Annotated in this window: 19 protein-coding genes; 7 read left to right on the plus strand and 12 right to left on the minus strand. The window is 54.3% G+C overall.

Going from position 1 to position 23905, the window contains the following annotated elements; genetic code table 11:
- Nucleotides 1-9: 9 nt before the first annotated feature.
- The 9 genes from pepT to BLQ59_RS00525 form a co-directional block, all read right to left on the minus strand.
- On the minus strand, nucleotides 10-1263 hold the full coding sequence (pepT, locus tag BLQ59_RS00485) for a peptidase T (RefSeq protein ID WP_074570664.1): 1254 nt from the start codon (nucleotides 1261-1263) through the stop codon (nucleotides 10-12).
- A 133-nt stretch (nucleotides 1264-1396) separates the two neighbouring features.
- Nucleotides 1397-2272 carry a transporter substrate-binding domain-containing protein gene (locus tag BLQ59_RS00490; RefSeq protein ID WP_074570666.1) on the minus strand — a complete coding sequence of 292 codons (876 nt, stop codon included), beginning with the start codon at nucleotides 2270-2272 and terminating at the stop codon, nucleotides 1397-1399.
- 185 nt (nucleotides 2273-2457) lie between these two features.
- Nucleotides 2458-3324, minus strand: coding sequence for a CoB--CoM heterodisulfide reductase iron-sulfur subunit B family protein (locus tag BLQ59_RS00495; protein ID WP_074570669.1), 867 nt, complete (start codon nucleotides 3322-3324; stop codon nucleotides 2458-2460).
- 2 nt (nucleotides 3325-3326) lie between these two features.
- Complete coding sequence (locus BLQ59_RS00500; protein ID WP_074570671.1) at nucleotides 3327-4283, minus strand: succinate dehydrogenase/fumarate reductase iron-sulfur subunit; 957 nt, start codon at nucleotides 4281-4283, stop codon at nucleotides 3327-3329.
- A gap of 2 nt (nucleotides 4284-4285) precedes the next feature.
- The gene (locus BLQ59_RS00505) at nucleotides 4286-6136 is read right to left on the minus strand and encodes an FAD-binding protein (RefSeq protein ID WP_074570674.1); all 1851 of its coding nucleotides are present in this window, start codon (nucleotides 6134-6136) and stop codon (nucleotides 4286-4288) included.
- A gap of 141 nt (nucleotides 6137-6277) precedes the next feature.
- A complete protein-coding gene (locus BLQ59_RS00510) occupies nucleotides 6278-7987 on the minus strand; it encodes a methyl-accepting chemotaxis protein (protein WP_074570677.1) in 1710 nt (569 codons plus the stop codon).
- A gap of 88 nt (nucleotides 7988-8075) precedes the next feature.
- The gene (locus BLQ59_RS00515) at nucleotides 8076-8981 is read right to left on the minus strand and encodes a LysR family transcriptional regulator (protein ID WP_074570680.1); all 906 of its coding nucleotides are present in this window, start codon (nucleotides 8979-8981) and stop codon (nucleotides 8076-8078) included.
- A gap of 52 nt (nucleotides 8982-9033) precedes the next feature.
- Nucleotides 9034-9402 carry a Sec-independent protein translocase subunit TatA/TatB gene (locus BLQ59_RS00520; RefSeq protein ID WP_074570683.1) on the minus strand — a complete coding sequence of 123 codons (369 nt, stop codon included), beginning with the start codon at nucleotides 9400-9402 and terminating at the stop codon, nucleotides 9034-9036.
- A gap of 26 nt (nucleotides 9403-9428) precedes the next feature.
- Complete coding sequence (locus tag BLQ59_RS00525) at nucleotides 9429-10388, minus strand: polyprenyl synthetase family protein (RefSeq protein WP_256324559.1); 960 nt, start codon at nucleotides 10386-10388, stop codon at nucleotides 9429-9431.
- 161 nt (nucleotides 10389-10549) lie between these two features.
- Here BLQ59_RS00525 and nadE point away from each other — a divergent pair, with 161 nt between their 5' ends.
- Complete coding sequence (gene nadE / locus BLQ59_RS00530; protein ID WP_074570686.1) at nucleotides 10550-12442, plus strand: NAD(+) synthase; 1893 nt, start codon at nucleotides 10550-10552, stop codon at nucleotides 12440-12442.
- Here the strand turns inward: nadE and BLQ59_RS00535 are convergent.
- Together BLQ59_RS00535 and BLQ59_RS00540 are read right to left on the minus strand one after the other, a co-directional pair.
- Nucleotides 12431-13654 (minus strand): type II secretion system F family protein, encoded by a 1224-nt coding sequence (locus BLQ59_RS00535; protein ID WP_074570687.1) that lies wholly within the window; start codon nucleotides 13652-13654, stop codon nucleotides 12431-12433. The two genes, nadE and BLQ59_RS00535, sit on opposite strands and share 12 nt — an antisense overlap.
- Complete coding sequence (locus BLQ59_RS00540) at nucleotides 13651-14760, minus strand: type IV pilus twitching motility protein PilT (protein ID WP_371118262.1); 1110 nt, start codon at nucleotides 14758-14760, stop codon at nucleotides 13651-13653. Before BLQ59_RS00540 ends, BLQ59_RS00535 begins: the two co-directional genes overlap by 4 nt.
- Before the next feature lie 152 nt (nucleotides 14761-14912).
- On the opposite strand from BLQ59_RS00540, the gene BLQ59_RS00545 reads away from it, so the two are divergent.
- From BLQ59_RS00545 to BLQ59_RS00560, 4 genes are all read left to right on the plus strand, one after another.
- The gene (locus tag BLQ59_RS00545) at nucleotides 14913-15959 is read left to right on the plus strand and encodes an HD domain-containing phosphohydrolase (RefSeq protein ID WP_074570691.1); all 1047 of its coding nucleotides are present in this window, start codon (nucleotides 14913-14915) and stop codon (nucleotides 15957-15959) included.
- Nucleotides 15956-17074, plus strand: a complete 1119-nt coding sequence (locus tag BLQ59_RS00550; RefSeq protein ID WP_074570694.1) for a BMP family ABC transporter substrate-binding protein — start codon at nucleotides 15956-15958, stop codon at nucleotides 17072-17074. The genes BLQ59_RS00545 and BLQ59_RS00550 overlap by 4 nt, the downstream gene beginning before the upstream one ends.
- Nucleotides 17067-19577 carry an ATP-binding protein gene (locus BLQ59_RS00555; protein WP_074570695.1) on the plus strand — a complete coding sequence of 837 codons (2511 nt, stop codon included), beginning with the start codon at nucleotides 17067-17069 and terminating at the stop codon, nucleotides 19575-19577. The genes BLQ59_RS00550 and BLQ59_RS00555 overlap by 8 nt, the downstream gene beginning before the upstream one ends.
- Nucleotides 19578-19660: 83 nt before the next feature.
- Entirely contained in the window at nucleotides 19661-20983 is a 1323-nt protein-coding gene (locus BLQ59_RS00560; protein ID WP_074570698.1) for a Na+/H+ antiporter NhaC family protein, read from the plus strand.
- 62 nt (nucleotides 20984-21045) lie between these two features.
- Here BLQ59_RS00560 and BLQ59_RS00565 read toward each other — a convergent pair whose 3' ends face one another.
- Nucleotides 21046-22182 (minus strand): GspE/PulE family protein, encoded by a 1137-nt coding sequence (locus BLQ59_RS00565; protein ID WP_081342379.1) that lies wholly within the window; start codon nucleotides 22180-22182, stop codon nucleotides 21046-21048.
- 147 nt (nucleotides 22183-22329) lie between these two features.
- Between BLQ59_RS00565 and BLQ59_RS00570 the strand changes: the two genes are divergently transcribed.
- Both BLQ59_RS00570 and BLQ59_RS00575 read left to right on the plus strand, forming a co-directional pair.
- The gene (locus BLQ59_RS00570) at nucleotides 22330-23178 is read left to right on the plus strand and encodes an AraC family transcriptional regulator (protein WP_074570702.1); all 849 of its coding nucleotides are present in this window, start codon (nucleotides 22330-22332) and stop codon (nucleotides 23176-23178) included.
- 30 nt (nucleotides 23179-23208) lie between these two features.
- Complete coding sequence (locus tag BLQ59_RS00575; RefSeq protein ID WP_074570703.1) at nucleotides 23209-23904, plus strand: TVP38/TMEM64 family protein; 696 nt, start codon at nucleotides 23209-23211, stop codon at nucleotides 23902-23904.
- Nucleotide 23905: the final 1 nt, after the last annotated feature.

Consider the following 23905-nt stretch of genomic DNA (forward strand, 5'->3'; position numbering starts at 1 on the left):
ATATTCTCCTTACTTCTTGTTCAACTTGCCTGCGCCCACGGCAATCTGCAACACCGTTTCCCCAGCTTTCTTGAGGGATTCCAAGGGCAGGTATTCAAAGCGGCCATGGAAGTTAGCGCCACCCGTGAAAATATTCGGGCAGGGCAGGCCCATGAAGGACAGGCGTGCGCCGTCCGTGCCGCCGCGGATAGGCTGTACATCCGGCTCGATGCCGGCAGCCTTCATGGCCTCTTTGGCCAGTTCCACAACATACATATTGCCATCTTCAATCTTTTCCAGCATATTGAAGTACACATCATGATGCTTCACTTCCACGCGGCCTTCGCCATATTTCTGATTGAAGAAAGCGGCCATCTGGTCAAGATATGCCTTGCGCTGCGCAAACTTTTCCTTGTCATGGTCGCGGATCAGCATGCTCATGGTGCAAGTTTCCACATCACCGCTCAGCTTATAGACATGGAAGAAACCTTCGTGGCCTTCCGTATACTCCGGCTTCTCACCAGCCGGCAGCATCTGCTGCCATTCGCAGGCCAGGGACAGCGCATTGATCATCTTGTCCTTGGCATCGCCGGTATGGACGCTGACACCATGGAAGGTGATTACCGGGTTGGCCGCATTGAAGTTCTCATACTCCAGACCGCCCAGTTCACCGCCATCAATGGTATAGGCAAAATCAGCGGCAAATTTTTCCACATCAAAGAGGTCCGCACTGCGCCCCGTTTCCTCATCGGGCGTAAAGCCTACCCGAATCTTACCATGTTTGACTTCCGGATGCTGTACCAAATATTCCATGGCACTGATGATTGCCGTCACCCCAGCTTTATCATCAGCCCCTAAAAGCGTCGTGCCATCGGTGAACATGATATCCTGTCCCTTGTATTTGAGCACTTCCGGGAAAGCCTTGGTCGAGAACACGATGTTCTGTTCTTTATTCAGCACAATATCCTGGCCATCGTAATCCTTGACGATCTGCGGCTTGATATCCTTGCCGGAAGCCGACGGGCTGGTGTCCATATGCGCAATGAAGCCCACGATCGGCGCATCTTCCATACCGTTAGCCGGCAGGGTAGCCATCACATAACCATGATTATCGAGTTCCACGTCGCTAAGCCCGATCTCCTTCAGCTCCTCGGCCAAGTGCTTTGCGAGCACCAGCTGTCCCGGCGTGCTGGGGCAAGCCTTGTCATTGTCCTCATCAGACTGGGTATCAAAGCTCACATAATCCTTGAACCGTTTCACCAAAATATCCATGCTTAATTCCATGAAAAAACACCTCGAAATAATTTTTGTTATCATACAACGTTTTATTATAACATAACTGCCTGCCGTAAAAAAGCCCTTCCTCATGCTTCTGCCGCCTGCCATAAAAAAAAGCTGCCGCAGCAGCTTTTTTCTCTCACTTCTTTACCGTAATATGGACAATTTCATCTTTATAGTAAGGAACTGTTGTCTTCACGCCCTGCGGGCAGTCAAAATCTGCCGGACGGATCTTGAAGGTATCTTCGGGAATAACCGCCCAGAAAATCACATCCACCTTCTTGGAAGAAAGTGCCGCGGCCCTTGCACCGCTGTCCACCTGTACGATTTCAATATTCCGTTTCAGGCGCTTGCCGATTTCTGCCAGCACAGCCGTGTTGAATCCTGCGGGTTTGCCATTGGCCAATACCAGGTCGATAGGCGGCAGGTCACCCGTGACGGCCACCTTGAGCGCCGGGCGTCCTTCTACCGTTTCCAATGGCACTGCCGGCGGCTCCTCGCCGGCCTTCACATTCTTGATATATTCCTGCACCAGCTTATCCAGCGTGCCATCATCCTTCATCCCCTTAATGGCCGCATTGAATTCTTCCAGCAAAGCCTTATCATCTTCCCGCAGAGCACAGCAGAAACCATCCTCGAGTTTGGATTTCCGGAATTCTGTCTGGGTAAACTTGTCATTCTTGGCCATGAGATAATCCGCCACGCACTGATAGGTACTCAGTTCCTGAATGCTCGTGGATTCGAGCCCCATCTGCATGGAATTCAGATTTTCATAGTAGGTGATGCTAAACCGCATATTGCTGGGAAAATTCCCCCGCTTGCCAGCTTCCTTCAGCAGTTCCTCCTGCCGCTGCTCGCTGATGTTCATATTCTTCAGCATGCCCAGCTTCACAGGCCCGCCATCGGAAGATTTACCGCCATCGCCGCTCGTCCCGCACCCTGTCAGCACAGCCCCGGCCAGAAGGCAGCTCATCAGAAGCCCGACCGTTTTCTTCAACCCCAGCTTCATATTCATCTTCCATCCTCCTTCAAAATCTTTGACCAATCGTTTTATTTCACGCCTTTATGTTGTCTTAATATTCTATAAAAGATGGTATTTTCCTGCATATCCTTTTGCTTTTATTGCTTTTCTATTGCTTATAACACAAAAGGCCTGACCGGTCAATTAACCAGTCAAGCCTCTCATTGCCTATTATGCCATCAGCCAATCTTCAGTTTTTCCTGTGCCGATACATGGCGGTCAAAGCCTACATCGGTCTTGCTCATGCCTAAGGCAAAGCCCACGAGCTGCTGCAAGTGCAGGATGGGAACCTGTGCCTGGGAATGCACGGCTTCGCGGCCTTCCGGCTCGTACATGTCAAGCTGCATCTGACACAGCGGGCACGGGGTGGCAATCGCCATAGCCCCAGCTCTGTCGGCGCTGTCCACGATCTGACCAGTCACGGTCAGGACATCGTGTTCAGCGGCCAGCTGAGCATGGAATCCGCAGCACTTGCGGTTGGCATCGAACCAAACCGGTTCTGCGCCCAACTTGCGGATCAGACGTTCCAGATATTCCGGATGCTTGCCATCGCCATGGTCCATGACTTCCTGCGGACGCAGGATATGGCAGCCATAGTAACCGGCAATCTTGACACCCGTCAATGGTTTTACGATCTTGCCGTCCAACAATTCCGGATGGTCATCGAGGATCCAGAGGAAATGGGTTACCTTGCTGGTGCCCTTGTACTCATAAGGATGGCCGGATTCCTTCAGAACCTTATTGACCTTTTCCTTGAGTTTCTCATCTTTGTCGAGACGCGCCTTGGCCGTGCGCAGCTGCAAGGTGCAGGTGTTGCAGACGGTCATGATGTCCAGCCCCATGTTCTCGGCAATGGAGATATTGCGGGCATTGACCACCAATGCGGCAAAATCATTGACGCCCTGCGCATGGGATGCACCGCAGCAGGTCCAGTTGGGGATGTCTTCTACTTCAATACCTAACTTCTCACAGACTTTTTTCAGCGAAGTGTAGGCTTCAGCTGCTGCACCTTCCAGCACGCAGCCCGGGAACAATGCGTACTTCATAATTATTCAGCCTCCTTCGCTGCCGCTTCGGCATTTTTCACGATCTTACGGATGGTTTCGATTTCGGGATTCACCGGATGCTTATCCAGCGGATTCATCTTGCCGACACGCATGAGGCGGATAGCCATCGGTGCGCGCAGACCGGCCATGAAGAAACCTTCAGATTTGATATTCAGTTTGGACTCATCCAGCGTACCAGATTCGCTGATATCGTCATAAATGGCTTTTGCATGGCGGGCGCCAACATTGTCATCGAGACCTTTCTTGAAGGTAGCTTCCTTGAGCTTTTCGATAGCGCCGGCAGGATCGAGACCTTTCGGACATTTTGCCGTGCATTCCTGGCAGTTGAAGCAGCGCCAAAGACCGGCGTCCACTACAGCTTTCAGATGTTCTTCGGGGCTCTTGTCGCGGGAGTCTGCCACGATCTTTTCCGCCTTGACGAACACGAACGGATCGAGGAAGTCATCCTGATTCAGGCTGTTCTTGTTGCATTCGGATACGCAGGAACCGCAGAGGATGCAGCCGGCGTATTTCTTATACTTGTTGAAATCCTCAGGGGACTGCTTGCAGCCCGTTTCCTTGGAGAATTCGTCCTTCGGATGAACCACCGGTTTGATCTTCTTGATGCGGGCATATTTCGGATCCCAATCCACAACCAGGTCACGGATGACCTTGAAGTTCCCCAATGGCTCGATGGTGAGTTCCGTGGTATCATAACGCTTCACGAGGTTTTCTACGAGGATTTCGCAGGCCAGTTCGGCATTGCCGTTGACACGGACAGCGCAGGCACCGCAGATACTGGAACGGCAGGAGCAGGTGAAGGACAGCGTCGGATCCTGTTTCTCCTTGATTTCAATGAGGGCTTCGAGAACCGTCATGCCGACTTTGATCGTTACGGTGTAGTCCTGTTCCCATTTCTTGCCTTCTACGAAGCGATGGATTCTAAGTTTCACATCCATAATCAATACTTCCTTTCTTTCGGCTGATATTTCGTGATCACGACATCTTTATATTCGGCACGATATTTGCCGGTATCCTTATCCTTGAAAATCAAGGTATGTTTCAGGAAGTTCACATCATCACGCTTCGGGAAGTCTCTGCGGGAATGGCCGCCGCGGCTCTCCTTGCGGGCCAGAGCACCCTGCACGATAGCATGGGAAATCTGCAGGAGGTTGCCCAGCTCCACATACTGTTCAAATGCCGTGTTATAGACATGAGAATTATCGCCTACATAGCAATGCTCATATTCTTTCTCCAGCGCATCCAATTCTGCCGTAGCAGCCATGAGCTGGCTTTCTTCGCGGAATACGCCGACCTTGTACCACATGGTATTGATCATGGCATCGCGAATTTCCGGCACGGTCTTGTTGCCTTCCTTGCCGCGGTTGGTTACGGTCTCGAATTTTTCCTTCCACTTATCGCAGCCCTTGGCCAGAGCATCCTGACTGCCTTCATAGGAATTGGCTTTGGCAAATTCAGCAGCGCCGTCACCTGCGGTATGACCGAAGACCAATACTTCCGACAGGGAGTTTGCGCCCAGACGGTTAGCACCATGTACGGATACGCAGCTGCATTCACCAGCCACATAGATACCCTTGACGCGGCTTTCACCGGTCTTGAAGTCCGCCATCTCGAGGCCGCCCATGGAATAATGGCAGGTCGGGCTGATCAGTACGGGTTCCTTCGTGATGTCAACGCCAGCAAAACGGCGGGACAGGTCATATACCTGACCGAGACGCTCATGGATGCGTTCAGCCGGAATCTTGGTGAAATCGAGGTATACACCGGCATGGATGCCCTCGCCGATACCACGCCCCTGCTCGATTTCCGTAGCGATACCACGGGCTACGATATCACGGGTAGCCAGTTCCATTTTCTCCGGCGCATATTTGGCCATAAAGCGCTCGCCATCCTTATTGAAGAGCAGGGCGCCTTCTGCACGGCTGGACTCGGACAGCAGCACGCCGTTGGCTGACAAGCCCGTCGGATGGAACTGTACCATTTCCGGATCTTTGAACGGAATACCCACGTTCATGCCGGCAACGATGCCGTCACCCGTGGAGCTGTACGGATTGGACGTACGCACCCAGTAAACGCGGCCATAACCGCCGGTGGCGATGATAATGGATTTTGCCGGCACACCGAGCAGATTGCCAGTACGCATATCCATGGCGATAACGCCGTTGAGTTTGTCGTTCTCCCGGCTGATTTCCAGCATCTGGCACTCGGAGATAAAGTCAATGTTGTTTTCCAGGCACTGCTCAAAGAGGGTGTGCACCATGGCATGGCCCGCACGGTCTTCGAAGTAGGAAGCACGCGGGTGGCTATGGCCGCCCATCTTACGCTGATGGAAGGCGCCATCTTTCTGACGATTATAAGGATACCCCATATAATCCATTTCATAGATGTTTTCACCAGCATGCTCGGCGAAGTATTCCACAGCGTCCTGGTCGCAAAGATAGTCACCACCCTTGATGGTATCAAAGACATGGGACTCAACGGTGTCTGTCGGATCGCTCACACCCGTAACACCGTTCATACCGCCCTGAGCCATGGTGGATGCGGAACGGGTTGGAACCATTTTCGTCATCACGGCCACTTTCAGGTCCTTGCGTTCTGCTGCAGCCAGTGCGGCTCTCATGCCGGCACCACCGCTGCCGATTACCAGGACATCATAGGTCACATCGCCCGTCTTTACCTTTTCCGGAATGTTCTTGTTGCCATCCCAGGCAAAATACGAGCCTGCTGCCAGTACAACACCGGCCGCTGCCGCTCCCTTGATAAATGTGCGGCGCGAAATTTCCGTTGCCATATTGCTTTTCCCTCCTAAAATAAATAGGCTTTCTCAATTCATCCCAAGACGAGATTAACTAAGACTATTATATATAAATAGGAGCTATAAGAAAAATACATACTCCTTATAGCCCCTATTGAAAATTCCAATACGGTTTTATCAGAATTTGAATTGTTTCAACGCTTCTCGCTGCTCATGAGCCATATTGGACAGGGTTTCGCTGGCGGAGGCGATTTCCTCCGAGGAGGCCGACTGCTCTTCGGTGGCCGCCGATACGGATTCCATATGCTGGGAGACCACCTGCCCCTTGGCGGTGATATCCTCCATAGAGCGGGAGATATTGCTGGCATCTTCATTGACAATGCCGATGGCCTTATCCATCAACACGGTCTTTTCCGCCCCATTTTCCACCAGGTCGCGTATCTGGTCAAATACCCGCTGCAAATCTTCGACAGACTGAGCACCAGCCACCACGGCTTCGCAGCCCTGATTCATGGATTTGACCGCCGCTTCCGTATCCTTCTGCATGGTCATGATCAGCTGGGAAATCTTTTCCGCAGCTTCTTCCGATTGTTCAGCCAGCTTGCGTACTTCTTCGGCCACTACCGAGAAGCCTCTGCCCTGCTCACCGGCCCGGGCCGCTTCAATGGCAGCATTGAGAGCCAGCAGATTGGTCTGGCTGGCGATATTGGAAATGGTATCGACAATGGCCCCAATCTCTTCGGAACGGGAACCAAGCTTGCCCACGATTTCAGCCGTATCGCTGACGGTTTTTTCTACGCCGCGGATCTCGCCCACGGATTTTTCCAATACATCATGGCCCCGTTCCGCTTCCTGCGCCGCCTGTTGGGAGTTTTTGGAAACCTCCGTGGCATGAACGCGCATTTCCTGAATGGAACCATTGACCTTCACGAGCATCTGCTGGCTGTCAGCCAAGGCCTGCTCCTGATCCATGACCAGATTCGCCGATTCACCCACGGCCTCTGCCGACTGCACCGCAGCCTGCGCCGACTGCAGCGAAGCCTCCTTGAGATTGCCGGAAGCATCATTGATGCTCTGTACCGTCTTGTAAATACCTTTCATATACGATGCCATCTTATCCTGCATTTCCATCAGGATTCTGGCCAGATGACCGAATTCGTCTCCGCGGTCAAAGGACACACCGCTGGCACGAAAATCCCCATCCCGGAGTTTTTCGCAGCCGGCCTCCATGAATCTCAAAGCATCGGTAACACTCTTGGCAATCACCTGGCTGATCACGGCCTGTACCACGAGGGCCACCAAAGTCACCACCAGGATGGTCATGGCTGCTGTGCCATTAGCCGAGCTGCTGGCTTCATTGCTGGCCGCTGCTGCCTCATTGATCTTCTTCTGCTGCCCATGCAGGGCATCGCGCAGGGCTACCGTAGCCGGCGAACCTTCTTTTTCATACACGTGCATGGCTTCTTCCGAATTGCCTGCCGCAGACAGGCTCATGACCTTGTTCATGACGCCCTGATATTTCTGCCACTGACTGTCAATCTCCGGAATATTGCCCAGTTCCGAATTCTTCATAGCCTCCTTATACGCAGTGATAGCCGCATCAAAATCCGTTTGGGCCTTCTGTTGCTGGCCTTTGACGCGCTGCAGATGCTCCGGATTATCCTTGAGCATCACCGCCTGCAGGGTCTTGACCATCATGACGCGGCTCTGCTCCACCGCCGTTCCCAGATGCTGTACGCCCTGCATTTCCCGGTTGTACATGTTTTCCATGGCAGTATCGGCGTTGTTCAGTGAGCGATAGCCCACCAGACTGATTGCGATCATGGCTACAGCTGCCACAGCCACAATCAACAGCAGCTTGAACGACACCTTGATGTTGTCAAACATACCATAATTCCCTCCTATCTTCTTCTCCCAATAAAAAAAGCAAGCAAAGTGTCAGAATACTCTTTGCTTACTTTATTCGCGAAAAAAATTATCCTCCCTGCAACAGTTCAATAAATTTTCTTGCTGCCTGGGATAAATGTTTATTCTTGCCAAAGGCCGCCACCAACTGGCGTTCTTCCACTTCTTCATCCAGATTGAAGAAGAACGGCGGCTCCGACCAGCGGCCGTTATTGACCACCATATCGGTCACCAAAGTTGCCCCCATGCCCGCTGCACAGAGTTCTGCCGCATCCACGATGCTATTGGCCTCAAAGACCACATCCGGTGTGCATTGCGTCTCCATGCACAGGTCACTGTAAATCTGCGACATGCGGCGGCTTTCCTGCAGACGGATAAAAGGCTGACCATGCATCCGGGCAAAGGACATGGTCGGATAAGGCTCACAGTTCACCTGACCGTATTTCTGCACAAACGGATGATGGGCAGGCAGGGCCAGCAGTGTCCGCTCCCGCAGCAGCGGAATCCGTCCGAAATTGTTTTCCAGCGGTTCATAGAGCAGGGCAAAATCCACTTCGCCTGCTGCCACTGCGGTCTTTAATTCACTGACGCTATGCTCCTTGACCATCAGCCGGATGCCCGGATAGCGGCGATGGAACTCGATGATTGGCTGCGTCAGATAACAGGATGACCGGGTACGGGAACTGCCGATGATGAGTGTCCCCGTCTTCAGCCCCGTGAGATCTGCGGTTTCCTGCATCAGCTCATGATAAATCCGCTGCATCTCCTTGGCCTTGCGCACATAGATTTCTCCGGCCGCCGTCAGCTGCAGCGGCGTCTGGCTGCGGTCAAACAACGGCAGGCCGATTTCCCCCTCGATTTTCTTGATAGACTGCGATAAAGATGGCTGCGATACGAAAAGTCTCTTGGCCGCCGCCGAAAAAGTCCCCTCATTGGCTGCCTGCAAAACATATTTCCACTCGTGTTCGTCTATCAACGCGATTCCTCCTCAAAAAGCCCCCTTGCAAGAAGAAGGGGGCATTTTTTCCTTATGCTTCTGTTTTCTTCGTCTGCTCGGCCAGCTGCTGACGCACACTTTCCTGGGTAGGAGCCGCATAAGCAGGCTGAACCGGCTGCGATGCCGGGGCTGCCTCCGGCTGGGCAGCAGCAGGTTGCTGAGCTGCTGCCTGCTGCTGTACGGGCTGCGCAGGCTGCGGTTGTGCCGGCTGGGTGCTCTGCTGCTGCACCGGCGTTTCCAACGGAGCATTAAGCGCCTGCGAGAAAACACTCGTGGCCTTCTTGAATTCCCTTATCCCTTTCCCCAACGAACGGGCAACTTCCGGCAGTTTGCCGGGGCCGAAAACGATCAGACCTACTACCAATATCAAGATAAGTTCCGGTACACCGATTCCAAACATGGTGAATCTCCTCTCATCTGTTCCTGTCAAAAATCACGGTCGCCGATAAAATCTGCTACCTGTACGAAAGCGTCTTTGATCTCCGCGGGCAAACTTTCCGGAATCACCTGACGCGCCCGCTGCAGATATTCATCTGCCTTGGCCTTGGCCACATCCACACCATCCGTAGCCCGGACAATAGCCAGCGCGCGGTCCACCATCGGACTGGTCATCTCCGGATTGGTGACGATATCCGCCAGTTCTGCCGCATCCTCACTGACATTCAAGGCATGGATGACCGGCAAGGTCACAATGCCCTGACGGATATCATTGCCAGCCGGCTTGCCGATCTTTTCCGATGTCTGCATGATGTCCAGCACATCATCGGTAATCTGGAAGGCCATGCCAATGCAGTGCCCATACTCAGCCAATTTTTTTGTATCTTCCAGAGACATACCGCCTACAAGGCCGCCCAATTCACAGCAGATTTCCAGGAAATCCGCCGTCTTCTTTTGAATGCGTTCATAGTAATTATCCAGATCCTTGACCGCCTGATAAACGGTATGGTCCTGAATGATTTCCCCCACGCTGAGATTGCATACGAGCTCCGCCAGCCGCTTAGACACATAATCACCATAGCCGCCTTCGGCAATCAGCCCGAAAGCCCGTGCAAAGATATAGTCCCCGCCTAAGATTGCGATCTGATTATCCCACTTGGCATTGGCTGTGGGTTCTCCCCGGCGGGTATCCGCCGCATCGATCACATCATCATGTACCAGAGATGCCGTATGAATGAGTTCCAGCGCCTCCGCCAACGGCAGGACACGATCCAGAGAAAAGTCCTTTCCACCTCTGGCAGAAAGCAGGCACAAGGCCGGACGGATTCGCTTGCCGCCAGCCGTCACCAAATGGGTGCCAACTTCATTCACCAATTCCACGGAAGAAGAAACTGCCCCGATCAGTCCCTCATTCAGCACTTCCAAGTCACTCTGTATTACATCAAACATGGGGTTTGACACATCTATCACCTACATTAGTCTTTTTCGCATATCACGCATTTTACTATTGTACTACATTTTTGTCCGTTTGTCATTATTATTTCTCCCTTTGACTTGCTCCCCGTTATGACGTATCATTGTAAGGAAATGAAAATTAAGGAGTGAAGGCTTTGCTGAAAATCACCATGGCCCAGATGGAAGTCATCCCTGGGCATCCCGATAAAAATGCCGCCACCATGCTGCGCATGATCAAGCAGGCAAAAGAAGAACAGTCCGCTGTCATCATCTTCCCGGAGATGGCTATTCCGGGTTACCTTTTGGGAGATACCTGGGAGCAGACCAGCTTCCTGGCCGACTGCGAGCATTATGGCCAGGAAATCATTGCCGCCGCACAGGGAATCACCGTCATGTTCGGCAACATCGCCATGGATTGGGATAAGACCAACAACGATGGCCGGGTGCGCAAATACAATGCCTTCTTCACGGCCCAGGACGGGCGGCTGATTACGCCTGCCGGGCAGGATTACCCCTATGTCATCAAGACTCTGATGCCCAACTACCGCGAATTTGACGACACCCGCCATTTCTACAGCCTGCAGCAGTTGGCCCTGGAACAGGGCAAGAGCCCGGCTGATCTGATTGCTCCGGTCCATATCACCATCGAAGGAAGGGAATACCGCGTTGGCTGCCTGCTCTGCGAGGATGGCTGGAGCGACAACTATGCATTAGAACCGTTTGAAGTCCTGCGTGAAGGCGGCACGATCGACTTTTTCGTCAATATCTCTGCCTCCCCCTATACGCTGGGCAAAAACGGCAAGCGCAACCGCGTTTTCGGCGAACAGGCCCAGCGGGCAGGCAAGCCACTCTTCTACGTCAATGCCATCGGCCTGCAGAACAACGGCAAGACCGTCTACACCTTCGACGGGGCCAGCACGGCATACAATGGCAAGGGCATGGTCTGCGCCATGAGCCAGGAATATCAGGAAGAGCTCACCAGCGTTAATCTCGATGAACTAAGTACTCTCCCGTCTCTGCCCGAGGACTCGGAGCCGGATATCGCCCATATTTACCGCGCCCTGAATTACGGCGTGCGCCGCTTCCTCGAAAATATCCATATGAAAAAAGTGGTCATCGGCATTTCCGGCGGCATTGACTCTGCTGTTGCCGCTGCACTATATGCAAAAATCGTAGGCCCGGAAAACCTGCTGCTCGTCAATATGCCCAGCGTCTTCAACTCCGCCACGACCAAAGGACTCAGCAAGCAGCTGGCTGATAACCTCGGCTGTCAATATGCCGTAGTTCCCATCCAGCACTCCGTGGACCACACGGTGGAACAGCTTTCCACCACGCCCATCACCTATCTGACCGATGGTTCCACGCAGAACCTCACCGTGTCTTCCTTCGTCACGGAAAACATCCAGGCCCGCGACCGCAGTGCCCGTGTGCTGGCCGGTGCCGCAGCAGCTTTTGGCGGCGGCTTCACCTGCAACGCCAACAAGGCCGAGACCACGGTGGGCTACTCGACGCTCTATGGTGACCAGTCCGGCTTTCTCGCCGCTCTGGCTGACCTTTGGAAACATCAGGTCTATGCCCTGGCCCACTATATGAATGATGTGATCTATGGGCGGGAAGTCGTGCCACAGGGCATCATCGATATCGTGCCCAGTGCGGAACTCTCCTCGGCACAGAATGTCGATGAGGGCAAGGGCGATCCCATCAAATACCCCTACCACGATCATCTCTTCCGCTCCTTTATCGAACGTTGGCAGAAAGCCGCACCGGAAGATATACTCGAATGGTATGCCACCGGCACGCTTGAAGAAAACCTCGGCTGCGAAGCAGGACTCGTCGCAAAATACTTCCCCACGGCACAGGAATTCATCGCGGACCTTGAGCGCTGGTGGAACCTCTTCACAGGCATGGCCGTGGCCAAGCGCATCCAGGCCCCGCCAATTCTCGCTATCAGCCGCCGGGCCTATGGTTTTGACCATCGCGAAGCCCAGAACGGCCCTTACTATACCTTGAAATACCGTCAGCTGAAAGAAAGATTATTACAGGCTTAAGGCATCCATGGTGCTTAATAGTGGCATGATCACGGCCAGCACCAAAAAGAACACCAGGCCGCCCACGATAAAGATGGCGGCTGGTTCAGCCAACGCCTGCAGGCGAGCGGATTCATTTTCAGCCTGTACCTGACAGAAGGCTGCGGCCTTTGCCAGCATAACTTCCAAATGTCCGGCCCTTTCTCCCGCCTCCAGCATTTCCGTGAGGATGACAGGAAAGGCCGGACATTTTGCCAGTACAGCCATCAACGAACTTCCCTGTTCCACCTTCAGCTGCACCTTCAGCAATTGCTGTTCCAAATAGCGGTTCCCGGCCACGGGAGCCGCCATTTTTATGCCTGCATGCAGGGCAATTCCCTGTTCCAGTATCATCGCCAGCGTACTGAGGACAAGAGCCCAGGCAGAATTACGCGCCAGAGAGCCCACCAGAGGCAGATGCAGTACCAGCTGATGATAACGGTAAATAAAACTGGACTGACGGACCATCAGTAATATGGTCAAAACCAGCACAATCGCGCCAGCCAAAGTTTCGCCCCCATAAACCTGCAGGAAATCTGCCAGCGACAAAAGCACTCTTGTGGGCCAGGGCAATTCCACCTGCAGGTTCTGCAGCATAGATGCAAAGGACGGCAGGATGAACACGGCCATAAAGATGAGCATCCCCAAAGCAGTCAGGCCGAGAATAGCCGGATAAAGCAGCACCGATTTCAGCTGTTCCCGTGCTTTCACCGTCTGCGCCAAAAAATCCGCCAGCCGGCTGAAAACAGTCTCCAATGTACCAGCCTGTTCCCCAGCTGCCACCAGTCGCACGATTCGCGGGGAAAAATTCCCCGATTCCTCCATGGCCGCCGCCAAAGATTTTCCCTGCAAGACCAGCTGATACAATTTGTCCAGCAACTGGGCATAATTATCCCTGCGCCCTCCCGCCAGCAGCGCCTTGAGACCTTCATGGACGGGAATCCCGGCACTCAGGAGCACTGCCAGTTGCCGGCAAAAGAGTGCAATCTGCGTATCGTCCACCTTGCGGCCGGACAGATAATGGCCAAACTTTTCGCTGCCCGCCGCCTGTTTTTCTTCTTCCGCCCATAAGGGTGCCGTAATCCAAAGTCCCTGCCGTTTTATCTGCCGGGCGGCCTCCTGGCGGTTTGCCGCCGCTACCGTGCCCCGGAAGATCATCCCCTGCCGGTTGCTGGCTTCATAATGATAAGTCATAATCTGCCTCCATCTGCCTGAAATTGACTGGTCAAATCAGCAAAAACTGACGCGTCAATCCGGCCCGCCTGCCGCAGTTTCTGTACCGCTGCGGAAAACGGTTGCATGCCCTGTTCCTGTCCGCTGAGCATCACCGAAGATAATTGGCCGTATTTGCCCTGACGGATCAGGCTTTTGCTCGCGGAATTGGCCAACAGGACTTCCACCAAGCCTGCCCGCCCGCCGCCAACAGACGGAACCAGCCGCTGGGCAAATATGCCCCGGAGCACTTCAGCAAGCAGCGAGCGCACACTCGCTCGTTCCTCCAAGGGAAACAATCCCTCCACACGCAGGATGGCCTCTGCAGCGCTGGCGCTATGCAGTGTCCCCAACACCAGCATCCCCGCCGAAGCCGCCATAAGCGCCGTCGCCATTGTCTCCCTGTCGCGGATTTCCCCCACGAGGATCAGATCCGGCATCTCGCGCAAAGCCCCGCGCAAAGCCGCCGCAAAATCATGGAAATCACGCCCCAGCTCCCGCTGGCTGATAAAGCATCGATCCGGCTGGAATACATACTCGATTGGATCTTCCAGCGTAACGACATGGTAAGATTTCTCCTGGTTGAGTTCCTCGATAAAGGCCGCCAGGGTGGTCGTCTTGCCCGAGCCTGTCCGTCCCGTGACCAGGACCAGCCCCTGGTCAAGCTCCTTTATCTTCTGCCAGGCCGCTGGCACCCCCAGTTCCGCCAGTGTCGGAATCCGCTCCGGCAGCAGACGCAGAGCCAGTGCGAGAAAGCCCTGCTGATAATAGGCATGCACGCGGAACCGCCGCTTCGCATAAGTCCACGAAAGGTCAATTTCCCGTTCCCTTGCCAACCGCTCCTTCTGGGGCTCGTTCATAATGACGGAGCCAAATTCTGACATAAAGCTCTCTGTCAGCGGGGCTTTGTCCATCGCGCTCAGTATCCCCTGACAACGCATATGCGGGCGCTGCCCCACTGTCATATGTATATCTGAAGCTTCGTTCTCTATCGCCTGGCCGATAAGACTCTGCCAATCGCTATCATCGCACATCTCATCCTCACCTCTGCTATCCTGACAACAGCGTACAACCTCAATAAGATTCAAAATAATTTCTTTATTGTCTATTTTACCACTTATACTATATTTCGGCTACTTTTGCAAAAACATTGATAAAAGTGATAAATTAGGCTAAAATTAAGAATATGATAAGTTTTTATTCAATTCAGATTAAACAGTAAAGGAGGGCGAACCTCATTATGAATATCCCACCGCTTAAACGGCGCTGCATAATGGCTGTTGACGACGATGACATCAACCGGCTGACGCTGGAGGCCATCCTCAGCATCGACTACGATTTCACCGCCGTATCCAGTGGCCCTGAAGCACTCACGCGGCTTGCTGAGCAGCCTGTCGATCTCATACTCCTCGACATCAATATGCCGGAAATGAACGGCTTTGAAGTGCTGGCAGCCCTGCAGCAGGACAAAAAGACCTGTGCCATCCCCGTCATCATGCTGACTGGGGATTTGGATCAGGAAACTGAGGTTCAGGGCATCCAGGCCGGTGCCTTTGACTTTGTTCACAAGCCCTTCATTCCCACTCTGATCCTGCGCCGCATCGAACGTACCTTGGAACTCAAGGCCCTGCAGCACCACATGCAACAGGAAATCGACCGGCAGACCGCCATCGCCCAGGAACGGCTGGCCTCCACCCAACGCCTGTTTCAGGAGATGGTGGAGACCTTGGCTGACACCATCGATGCCAAAGACAAATACACCCACGGTCATTCCCACCGCGTAGCGGATTACGCGCGGGAAATCGCCCGTCGGCTGGGCAAGTCCGAAGAATACCAGCGCGCCGTCTACTATATGGCGCAGCTTCACGATATCGGCAAGATTGGCATCCCCTCCAGCCTGATCAACAAAAGCACGAAACTCACGGATGAAGAATACACTGCCATGTGCCAGCACACCAATATCGGCAGTGATATTCTCGCCCATGTCAAGGAAATGCCTGAACTTTTAACAGCCGCCCGCAGCCATCACGAACGCTATGACGGCACCGGCTATCCGGACGGACTCGCAGGCACTGCCATCCCCGAGAAAGTTCGCATCATCGCCGTGGCAGACGCCTACGACGCCATGACATCTAAGCGCAGTTATCGGGACGCCCTGTCTCAAGATGTGGTCCGCCAGGAAATGCTTGAGGCCCGAGGCACGCAGCTCGATCCGCTCTTTACCGATATCATGCTGCAAATGATGGCCGAAGATGTTCACTATCAGCTACGGGAGGAACCGGTATGAACTTCTGGCAATATCACAGCTTGTCCCAATGGGCCACACGGCTCATCGTCAGCTTCATCTTGATCGTGTTAGCCGCCGCCTGCTGGATCTTTTCCAGCAGCACCTTCGACCAGCCACGCCCCAAGGCCGGCATTGTCCTGTTGGGCGGCATCGACGAGGAGGGCTGGAACGCCCCGCAATACCGCGGCATCCACAAAGCCTGCAAGGCCATGGGCATCGAGCTCATCACCAAGGAACGCATCATCGGTGACGGCGCCTGCACGCAGGCCGTCAATGAGCTGGTCAGCGATGGCGCGGGGATGATATTCCTGGCCAGTTACTCCTACTCACAGGAAGCGCAGCAGCTGGTCCGACAATATCCTCATATTGCCTTTGGCACCAACTCCGCGGAATGTCATGCGCGCAATATGACATCTTATTTTGTCCGCATGTATCAGGGCCGGTATCTGGCCGGTGCTCTGGCTGGCATGCATACCAAAAGCAACGTCATCGGCTATGTGGCCGCCATGCAGAACTCCGAGGTCAACCGCGGCATCAATGCCTTCACCCTCGGCGTACAGCAGACCAATCCCGCAGCCCGCGTAGTTGTCATGTGGACAGGCAACTGGCAGGACGAGGAGAAGGAAGCCGAGGAAGCCCGCCGCCTGATCACCGAAGCCGGTGCCGATGTCCTCACCTATCATCAGGATGAACCGGCTGCCGCTGATGTGGCTGAGCAGCTTGGCATTGACTACATCGGCTACTATGAGGACCTGGGCAGGCATGGCTGGCGCTCGGATCATGCCCTGACCTCCGTGGTCTGCAATTGGGACCGCTACTATGAAGACATCATCCGCCGCTATCTCAAGGGAGAACTCAACTACATGGACAAACAATGGGTGGGGATGGAAGCCGGATTCGTGGAACTATGCGATTTTTCTCCGGCTGTCACAGAAGCAGAAAAGGTCCGGCTGGCTCAGATAAAAAAAGACATGCTGGCCGGACACTTCGTCTTTGCTGGGGAAATCTACGACCGGCAGGGCAGGCTGCGCTGCCGTCCGGATGAGTCCATCCGGGATGACCGCCTGCTCCAGCATATGGACTGGCTGGTAAAGGGGGTGGAGATCCTTGAATAACCGCAAGAAAATGCTATTGACCATCCTGATGACACTGTTCCTGATCTTCCTCTCCGGAGTCTTTATCCAGCAGCGGATCGTGAATATGCTCAACAAAGCAGCGGAACATTCCGTTGCGCGCCAGACCGAGGACCTCTCCATGCTGGCCGGAGAACGCTTCCGCCGCTTCCTGACACCGCTCCAGACCGCCGCCAAGCATCTGTCCGAACACGAGGAAGATAAAGCAGACATGCTGAAAATGCTGGTTCAGCAGAATCCGCTGGGACAGGCCGGCCTCATTGACTTCCAGCATCATACGCTGGGGCGATCTGTTTCCAACAGTTCCTTCCCCCGCCTGCAGCTTGCCTTCCATGGCAATACCATCATCGATTACAATCCCGATATCGGCATTCTGCTGGCCACCCCGGTCATCTATGGCGACAATGTCCGCTATGTGCTATACCAGATCTACCCCATCAGCATACTGCCCCAGTTGTTTGCCCTCTCCGACTACGATGCCTTCACCCATGTCATCATTCAATACCATGACGGCACCTTGGCCGTCCCCTACGAAAACTACACCACGGAAGATACCAAGTTCTGGGCCGATGACACCATCCAGGAAGGGATGCGGGAAGTACATCGCCGGCTGGAGCGGAATAAGGCAGCCGCAGTCTATACCGAAGGGGCGGAGGGAAAATACTTCGTCTTCGGTGCAGATCTGCCCCAGACCGATTTTTCCCTGATCGGCTATATGCCCTGGTCAGCGGTAGCCGGCCAGATCATCAGCATCTACCAGCGCGTGTTCTTCCTCTTCACCCTGATGCTGATCCTCTTTGCCTGCCTGAGCATCTATCTGCTCATGGCCCAGACTAGTGTAGCTGAAACCGAGGAACTGCGGCAGGCCAGACAGGCTGCCGATGCCGCCAATCAGGCTAAAAGCCAGTTTCTCGCCAATATGAGCCACGAGATCCGCACGCCCCTGAATGCCATCAGCGGCATGAACGAGATGATCCTGCGGCAGGAACTGCCGCGAGAAGTACGGCAATACGCCAGCAACATCCGCTCCGCCACGACGGCACTGCTGACCATCATCAATGAGATCCTGGATTTTTCCAAGATCGAGTCTGGACACATGGAAATCGTGCCCACGGACTATCAGTTGACGCAGGTGCTGCGGGAAGTCTGTACCTTGGTGGGCGTGCGCGCGCAGACCAAGAACCTGGACTTCCGGATCAACGTTGATGCGGAACTGCCCAACGGCCTGCATGGTGATGCGGGACGCCTGCGGCAGATCCTCATCAATCTTTTGAACAATGCCATCAAATACACGCCCTCCGGCTCCGTCACCCTGGATATCAGCGGCCAGCAGCTGAAAAACACGCTCTATCTCCAAGCGGCCGTCACGGACACCGGCATCGGCATCCGCGAGGAGGATAAAGACAGGCTGTTCCATGTATTTGAACGCCTCGACCTCAAGCGCAACTGTCAGATTGAAGGCACCGGCCTGGGACTAGCCATCACCCACCGCCTGCTGACCATGATGAATGGCAGTATCAAGGTGGACAGCACCTATGGCCAAGGCAGTGTATTTACCATCGAACTGCCACAGGAGATCCACTCCTTTGAGCCTGTAGGTGCTTTCAGCGTCAATGCCCAGCCGGACCTTGACGCAGGTCTTCGCCATCAATCCAGTTTCATCGCGCCGGCCGCGCAGGTGCTCATCGTCGATGACAACGACATGAACTGCTTCGTAGCCAGCAGCCTGCTCAAGGAAACCCAGATGCAGACTGTCATCGCCCACAGTGGTGCTGAAGCTCTGAAAGCCCTACAGGAGAAACACTTCCATGTCGTGCTGCTGGACTACATGATGCCCGGCATGAACGGTGTGGAAACCCTGCATAAGGCCAAACAGCTGCCCAATATCGGTGCCACCCGCTTTATCGCCCTGACCGCTACGGCCATCTCCGGGTCCCGGGAAAAATTCCTCCGCGAAGGCTTTGACAATTATCTAAGCAAGCCCATGACCGGTGACGAACTCTCAGTCATGCTGCACCAGTATCTGCCGCCAGAGCTCATCCAGCAGCCATTGCCCAGCCCCGCACCAGCACCAGTCGAGGTGAAAAAGCCCACAAGCACAGCAGATGCAACGCCGCTTATCGATCCTAAGCTCGGGCTTACCTACTGCAACAACATGCAGGCAATCTACGACAAAGTGCTGACCTTGTTCCATGATCAGTCCGCCGACAGGATTGCCCAGATGGACCAGGATCTGGCCAGGGATAACTGGCAAGATTACCGGATCAATATCCACGCACTCAAATCCACCGCCCTGACCATCGGCTGCCGCACGCTCAACCAAAAAGCCAAGGAACAGGAGCAGGCTGTCAAAGACTATCTGGCAGAAGATGCCACCGCCAGTCAGCAGCAGCAGGCTATGGACTACATCCGGCAAAACCATGCAGATATCATGAACCTCTATCGTCAGGCAGCGGCATTGGCCACCTCACAATCAGCAGAGTGAAAGCCACGCTGGATTTGACAAGCATGCCCCATATTCACTATAATGTTCAAGTTATTTTAATTCTTGACAAAGGATGTGAAATTATGGAACAAGCTGCAAAACAGCCCCCAGCACGCGCGATGGCCCTGCTGCCCATATTGGTTTTCCTCGTGCTCTATTTAGGCGCGGGCATCTGGTATGAATACATTGCACCGGTAGAAGGCCAAATGGGCTTCTATGTCATGTCCGTGGTGGTGGCCTTCGGGCTGGCCCTGATTGTGGCCTTCATGCAGAACCGCCAGCGCCTCTTTGTGGAAAACATCCAGCTCTGCGCCAGGAGTATCGGCGATGTGAACATCACCATCATGCTCTTCATCTTCCTGATGGCCGGTGCCTTCAGCGGCATAGCCAAAGCCGCCGGCGGCGTGGAAAGCACGGCTCACCTGTTGCTGAATTTCGTACCGGGAACGCTGGCTGTCCCCGGGCTCTTCCTCATTGCCTGCCTGATATCCATGTCCATGGGTACCAGCGTGGGCACCATTACGGTGCTGGTGCCCATCGCCGCTTCCGTAGCGCAGAATGCAGGCCTGAGCCTGCCCCTGACCGTTGCCTCGGTAGTGGGCGGCGCCATGTTCGGCGATAATCTTTCCTTTATCTCTGACACCACCATTGCCGCCACCCGCACCCAGGGCACCCGCATGCAGGATAAATTCTACGCCAACCTCAAGCTGGCCCTGCCGGCAGCCCTGATCACCCTGGCTGTGCTCTTTTTCCTGTCGCTGTCCAGCGATGCTGCCGATTTAGGCCAGTTTGATTACTCTCTGCTGCTGGCCCTGCCCTATTTTATCGTCCTGATCATGGCCCTTACCGGGCGCAATGTATTTCTGGTTTTAGGCACAGGTATCGTACTGTTCTTCGTCCTGGGGCTCGCTACGGGGACCACGGACCTTTCCCAAGCCTTTTCCGCCATGGGCACTGGCACCAACGGCATGTTCGAGACCATGATTGTCACGATCCTGGCCGCTTCCATCAGCGCCCTCATGCGGGACGGCGGCGGCTTTGCTGCCCTGCTGGCCTTCATCCGCCAGCATTTCAAGGGCAGAAGCGGCGGCCGTCTGGGCATTGGCCTGCTGACCATCCTGATGGATGTAGCCACGGCCAACAACACGGTAGCCATTGTGGTTGCCGGCCCCATCGCTAAGAATATCAGTGAAGAATACGGCATTGAACCCCGGGAAAGTGCGTCCCTGCTCGATACCTGCTCGTGCATTGCCCAGGGCATCATTCCCTACGGCGCACAGCTGCTGATTGCCTCCGCCATTGCCGGCATAACCAGCCTCAGCATCATTCCCTATCTGTTCTACCCCTTCTTCCTGGCCATTGCGGTCCTCGTCTGGATTGCTATGGACACACAGAAGAATCACTAAAACCTACAGGAAAGCCTCCAAACCACAAGATGGTCTGGAGGTTTTTTATGCGCAGATGCCGGCTATAACACGCGTGCCACTTCTGCCATGGTGGTCATTCCTGCCTCAGCTTTGGCCTCGCCATCAGCCCAAAGCGTCTGCATTCCACCTTGCAAGGCCAGTTCTTCCAGCCGTTTCTGACTCTGACCAGTCAATATGGCCTCCCGGATTGACTGGTCAACAATCATCAGTTCATGCAGGGCAATCCGCCCGCGATAAGTCCCCTGCTCCTTATCCACACAGCGCCGGACCAAGCGCTGGGCCAAAACGCCGGACAAGGTGGCGGCCAGCAGATATGGCGGCACTTTCATTTCCAGCAGGCGCAGGACAGCAGCAGCCGCACTTTCCGTGTGCAGCGTAGTCAAAATAAGATGGCCTGTAAGAGCCATGCGCACAGCCAGCATGGCTGTTTCTTCATCCCGAATCTCCCCAAGCAATATCCCCTGGGCATCCATGCGCAGGACAGCGCGCAAGCCCGTGGCATAGCTGAGCCCGGCCTGCGGGTTGACCTGGATCTGATTCACGCCCTGAATGCGCCGCTCAATCGGATCTTCCAAGGTCAGCCAATTTTTCTCCGGGCTGTTGATTTCCCGCAGGGCCGCATAAAGGCTGGTCGATTTGCCGGAGTTCATCGGACCGCAAACAATGATCAGGCCGGCAGGCCGCTGGATCAGGCCGCGGAATTTCTGCTCGTTTTCTGCCGTGAACCCCAACTCACCCAAGGTCAGCATCTCTTCCTGCATATTCATCAGGCGCAGCACGAGCATCTCCCCGCCATCCACAGGCATAGACGCCACGCGGATATCCACACGCTGCCCCTGTTCCTGAAAGATAAAGGCACCATCCTGCGGCTGCTGATGCCTGGCAATGTCCATGCCCGCCAACACCTTGAGCCGGGATACCAGCATGGGCGCCAGCTCTCCTGGCAGCTGCCAGGGCATGACCTGCAGCAGGCCATCGATGCGTAGGCGGAAGCGCAGCCCCTGCTGCCAGGGCTCGATATGCAGATCGCTGGCCCCGGCTTCCACCGCCTGCAGGATCAGGAAATCCGCCAGCCGCACCATGGCCGCGCTGCCTCCCGCCGTCCCCTCTCCGCCCACAGTCTGTTCCTGACGGCATTGATTGATCAAAATACGCCAAAATGTCTCCTCTGTTTGCATATCACCCCGACCTTTTCCTGCTAAATCATGAAACAATTATCTTTTCGCGAAACACTGTTTTTTCTCCTGCCATATTCCGCCTGATTATTTGCCACCTGCTCCATAATGTACTATACTTAGAACAAGTTCTATCCGGAGGTATGTTATATGAGCGACTATGAGAAGAAAGGCTATCTGGTCAGTGATTTCCGTGTCTTTCGCCTGAAGGACGCCGCACTCAAGCCCATTCCTTTTCATTATCACGATTTCCATAAGATCATCATGTTTTTGGACGGTGCCGTGGACTATGTGATTGAAGGCAAGACCTATCACCTGACGCCGCGGGACATTGTCTTTGTTACGGCCGGCGAGATCCATCGGCCGGTCTTTACCGATGACCAAAAAGATTACGAACGCATTGTCATCTATGTTGCCCCGGACTTCCTTGCCCGCTGGCAGGAACAGAATGCCAAACACGTTGACCTTGCCCAATGTTTTTCCTATGCCCGGGAAAACAGCAGTGTCATGCACCAGCCTCCCGGCACGAGCCATGACCTACTCTTCCATATGGACAAGCTCGAAAAGACCGCTCATGGGCAGGGCTTTGCCAACGACCTGTTCACCGAAATCATGTTCATCGAGTTCATGATCCTGTTGAACCGCTCTCTTCATGAACACGAATTGTCCGGCCTGAACAACGCCGTCTATGATCCCAAGATCCAGGAAATCCTAACCTATATCAATGCGCATCTGGCGGAAGAACTTTCCATCGATGACCTGGCCGCCCGCGCCTACATCAGCAAGTTCTACCTGATGCGTAAATTCAAAGCCGATACCGGCTATGGCATCCATCAGTACATCCGCAGCAAGCGCCTGCTGCTGGCCCGGGACCTTTTGAAGACCGATCTGCCGATCACCTCCATCTGTGAGGAAGTAGGCTTTGCCGATTACTCTACCTTTTCCCGCGCCTTCAAGGAAATGTTCAAATGCGCACCGCGGGATTATCGGAAACAATGATTACTAATTTGCCTTAGGGAGGAAATTCTTTTGCAGTTCACGAAATCTTTAAAAGTAGTCAAGCTCGGAGCGCTGGCGGCTATTATCCTGCTGTTCGTCATCATCCACCTGCTCAATCCGGCATTCCTGCCACATATGTGCGGCCTGCTGGCCCGAGGGGACATTCAGGAGACCGCAGAATATATTGCCTCCTTCGGTTCCGGAGCCATTGTTTTCAGTTTCCTGCTGACGCTTTTTGTCAATGCGCTGGGCTTCCCGCCGGCCATCATCTTTTCCACGGCCAACACTTTGATCTTCGGCATCGGCTGGGGGATTTTCCTGTCTGTAGTGGCCGAAACCGTCGGCGTGGCCATCAGCTTCATCCTGCTGCGGTTCTTCTTCCGGGATGCGGCCGAAAAGATCATCAGCAAGCATAAGACCTTATCCGATCTGGATAAGTACAGCGGCAACCGGGGCTTTGTAGTCATGCTGATTGCGCGCATGGTTCCCTACCTGCCTTCCGTGATGCTCAATGCCATAGGTGCTTTGTCCGCCATGCGCTTCCGGGATTACGTTGTGGCCTCCTTCGTGGGCAAATTTCCCTCCACAGGCATTGAGGCCATCATCGGGCATGATGCCATCACCCACCAGGAAGATCCCACCCGCATGATCGCAGTGATCATCCTGGCCATCCTGCTGATTGTCGGTGCCTGGCTCTATGAGCGCCATGAACAGAGAAAGAAGTGAT

The organism is Pseudoselenomonas ruminantium, assembly GCF_900104055.1.
GTDB lineage: Bacteria > Bacillota > Negativicutes > Selenomonadales > Selenomonadaceae > Selenomonas_A > Selenomonas_A ruminantium_C.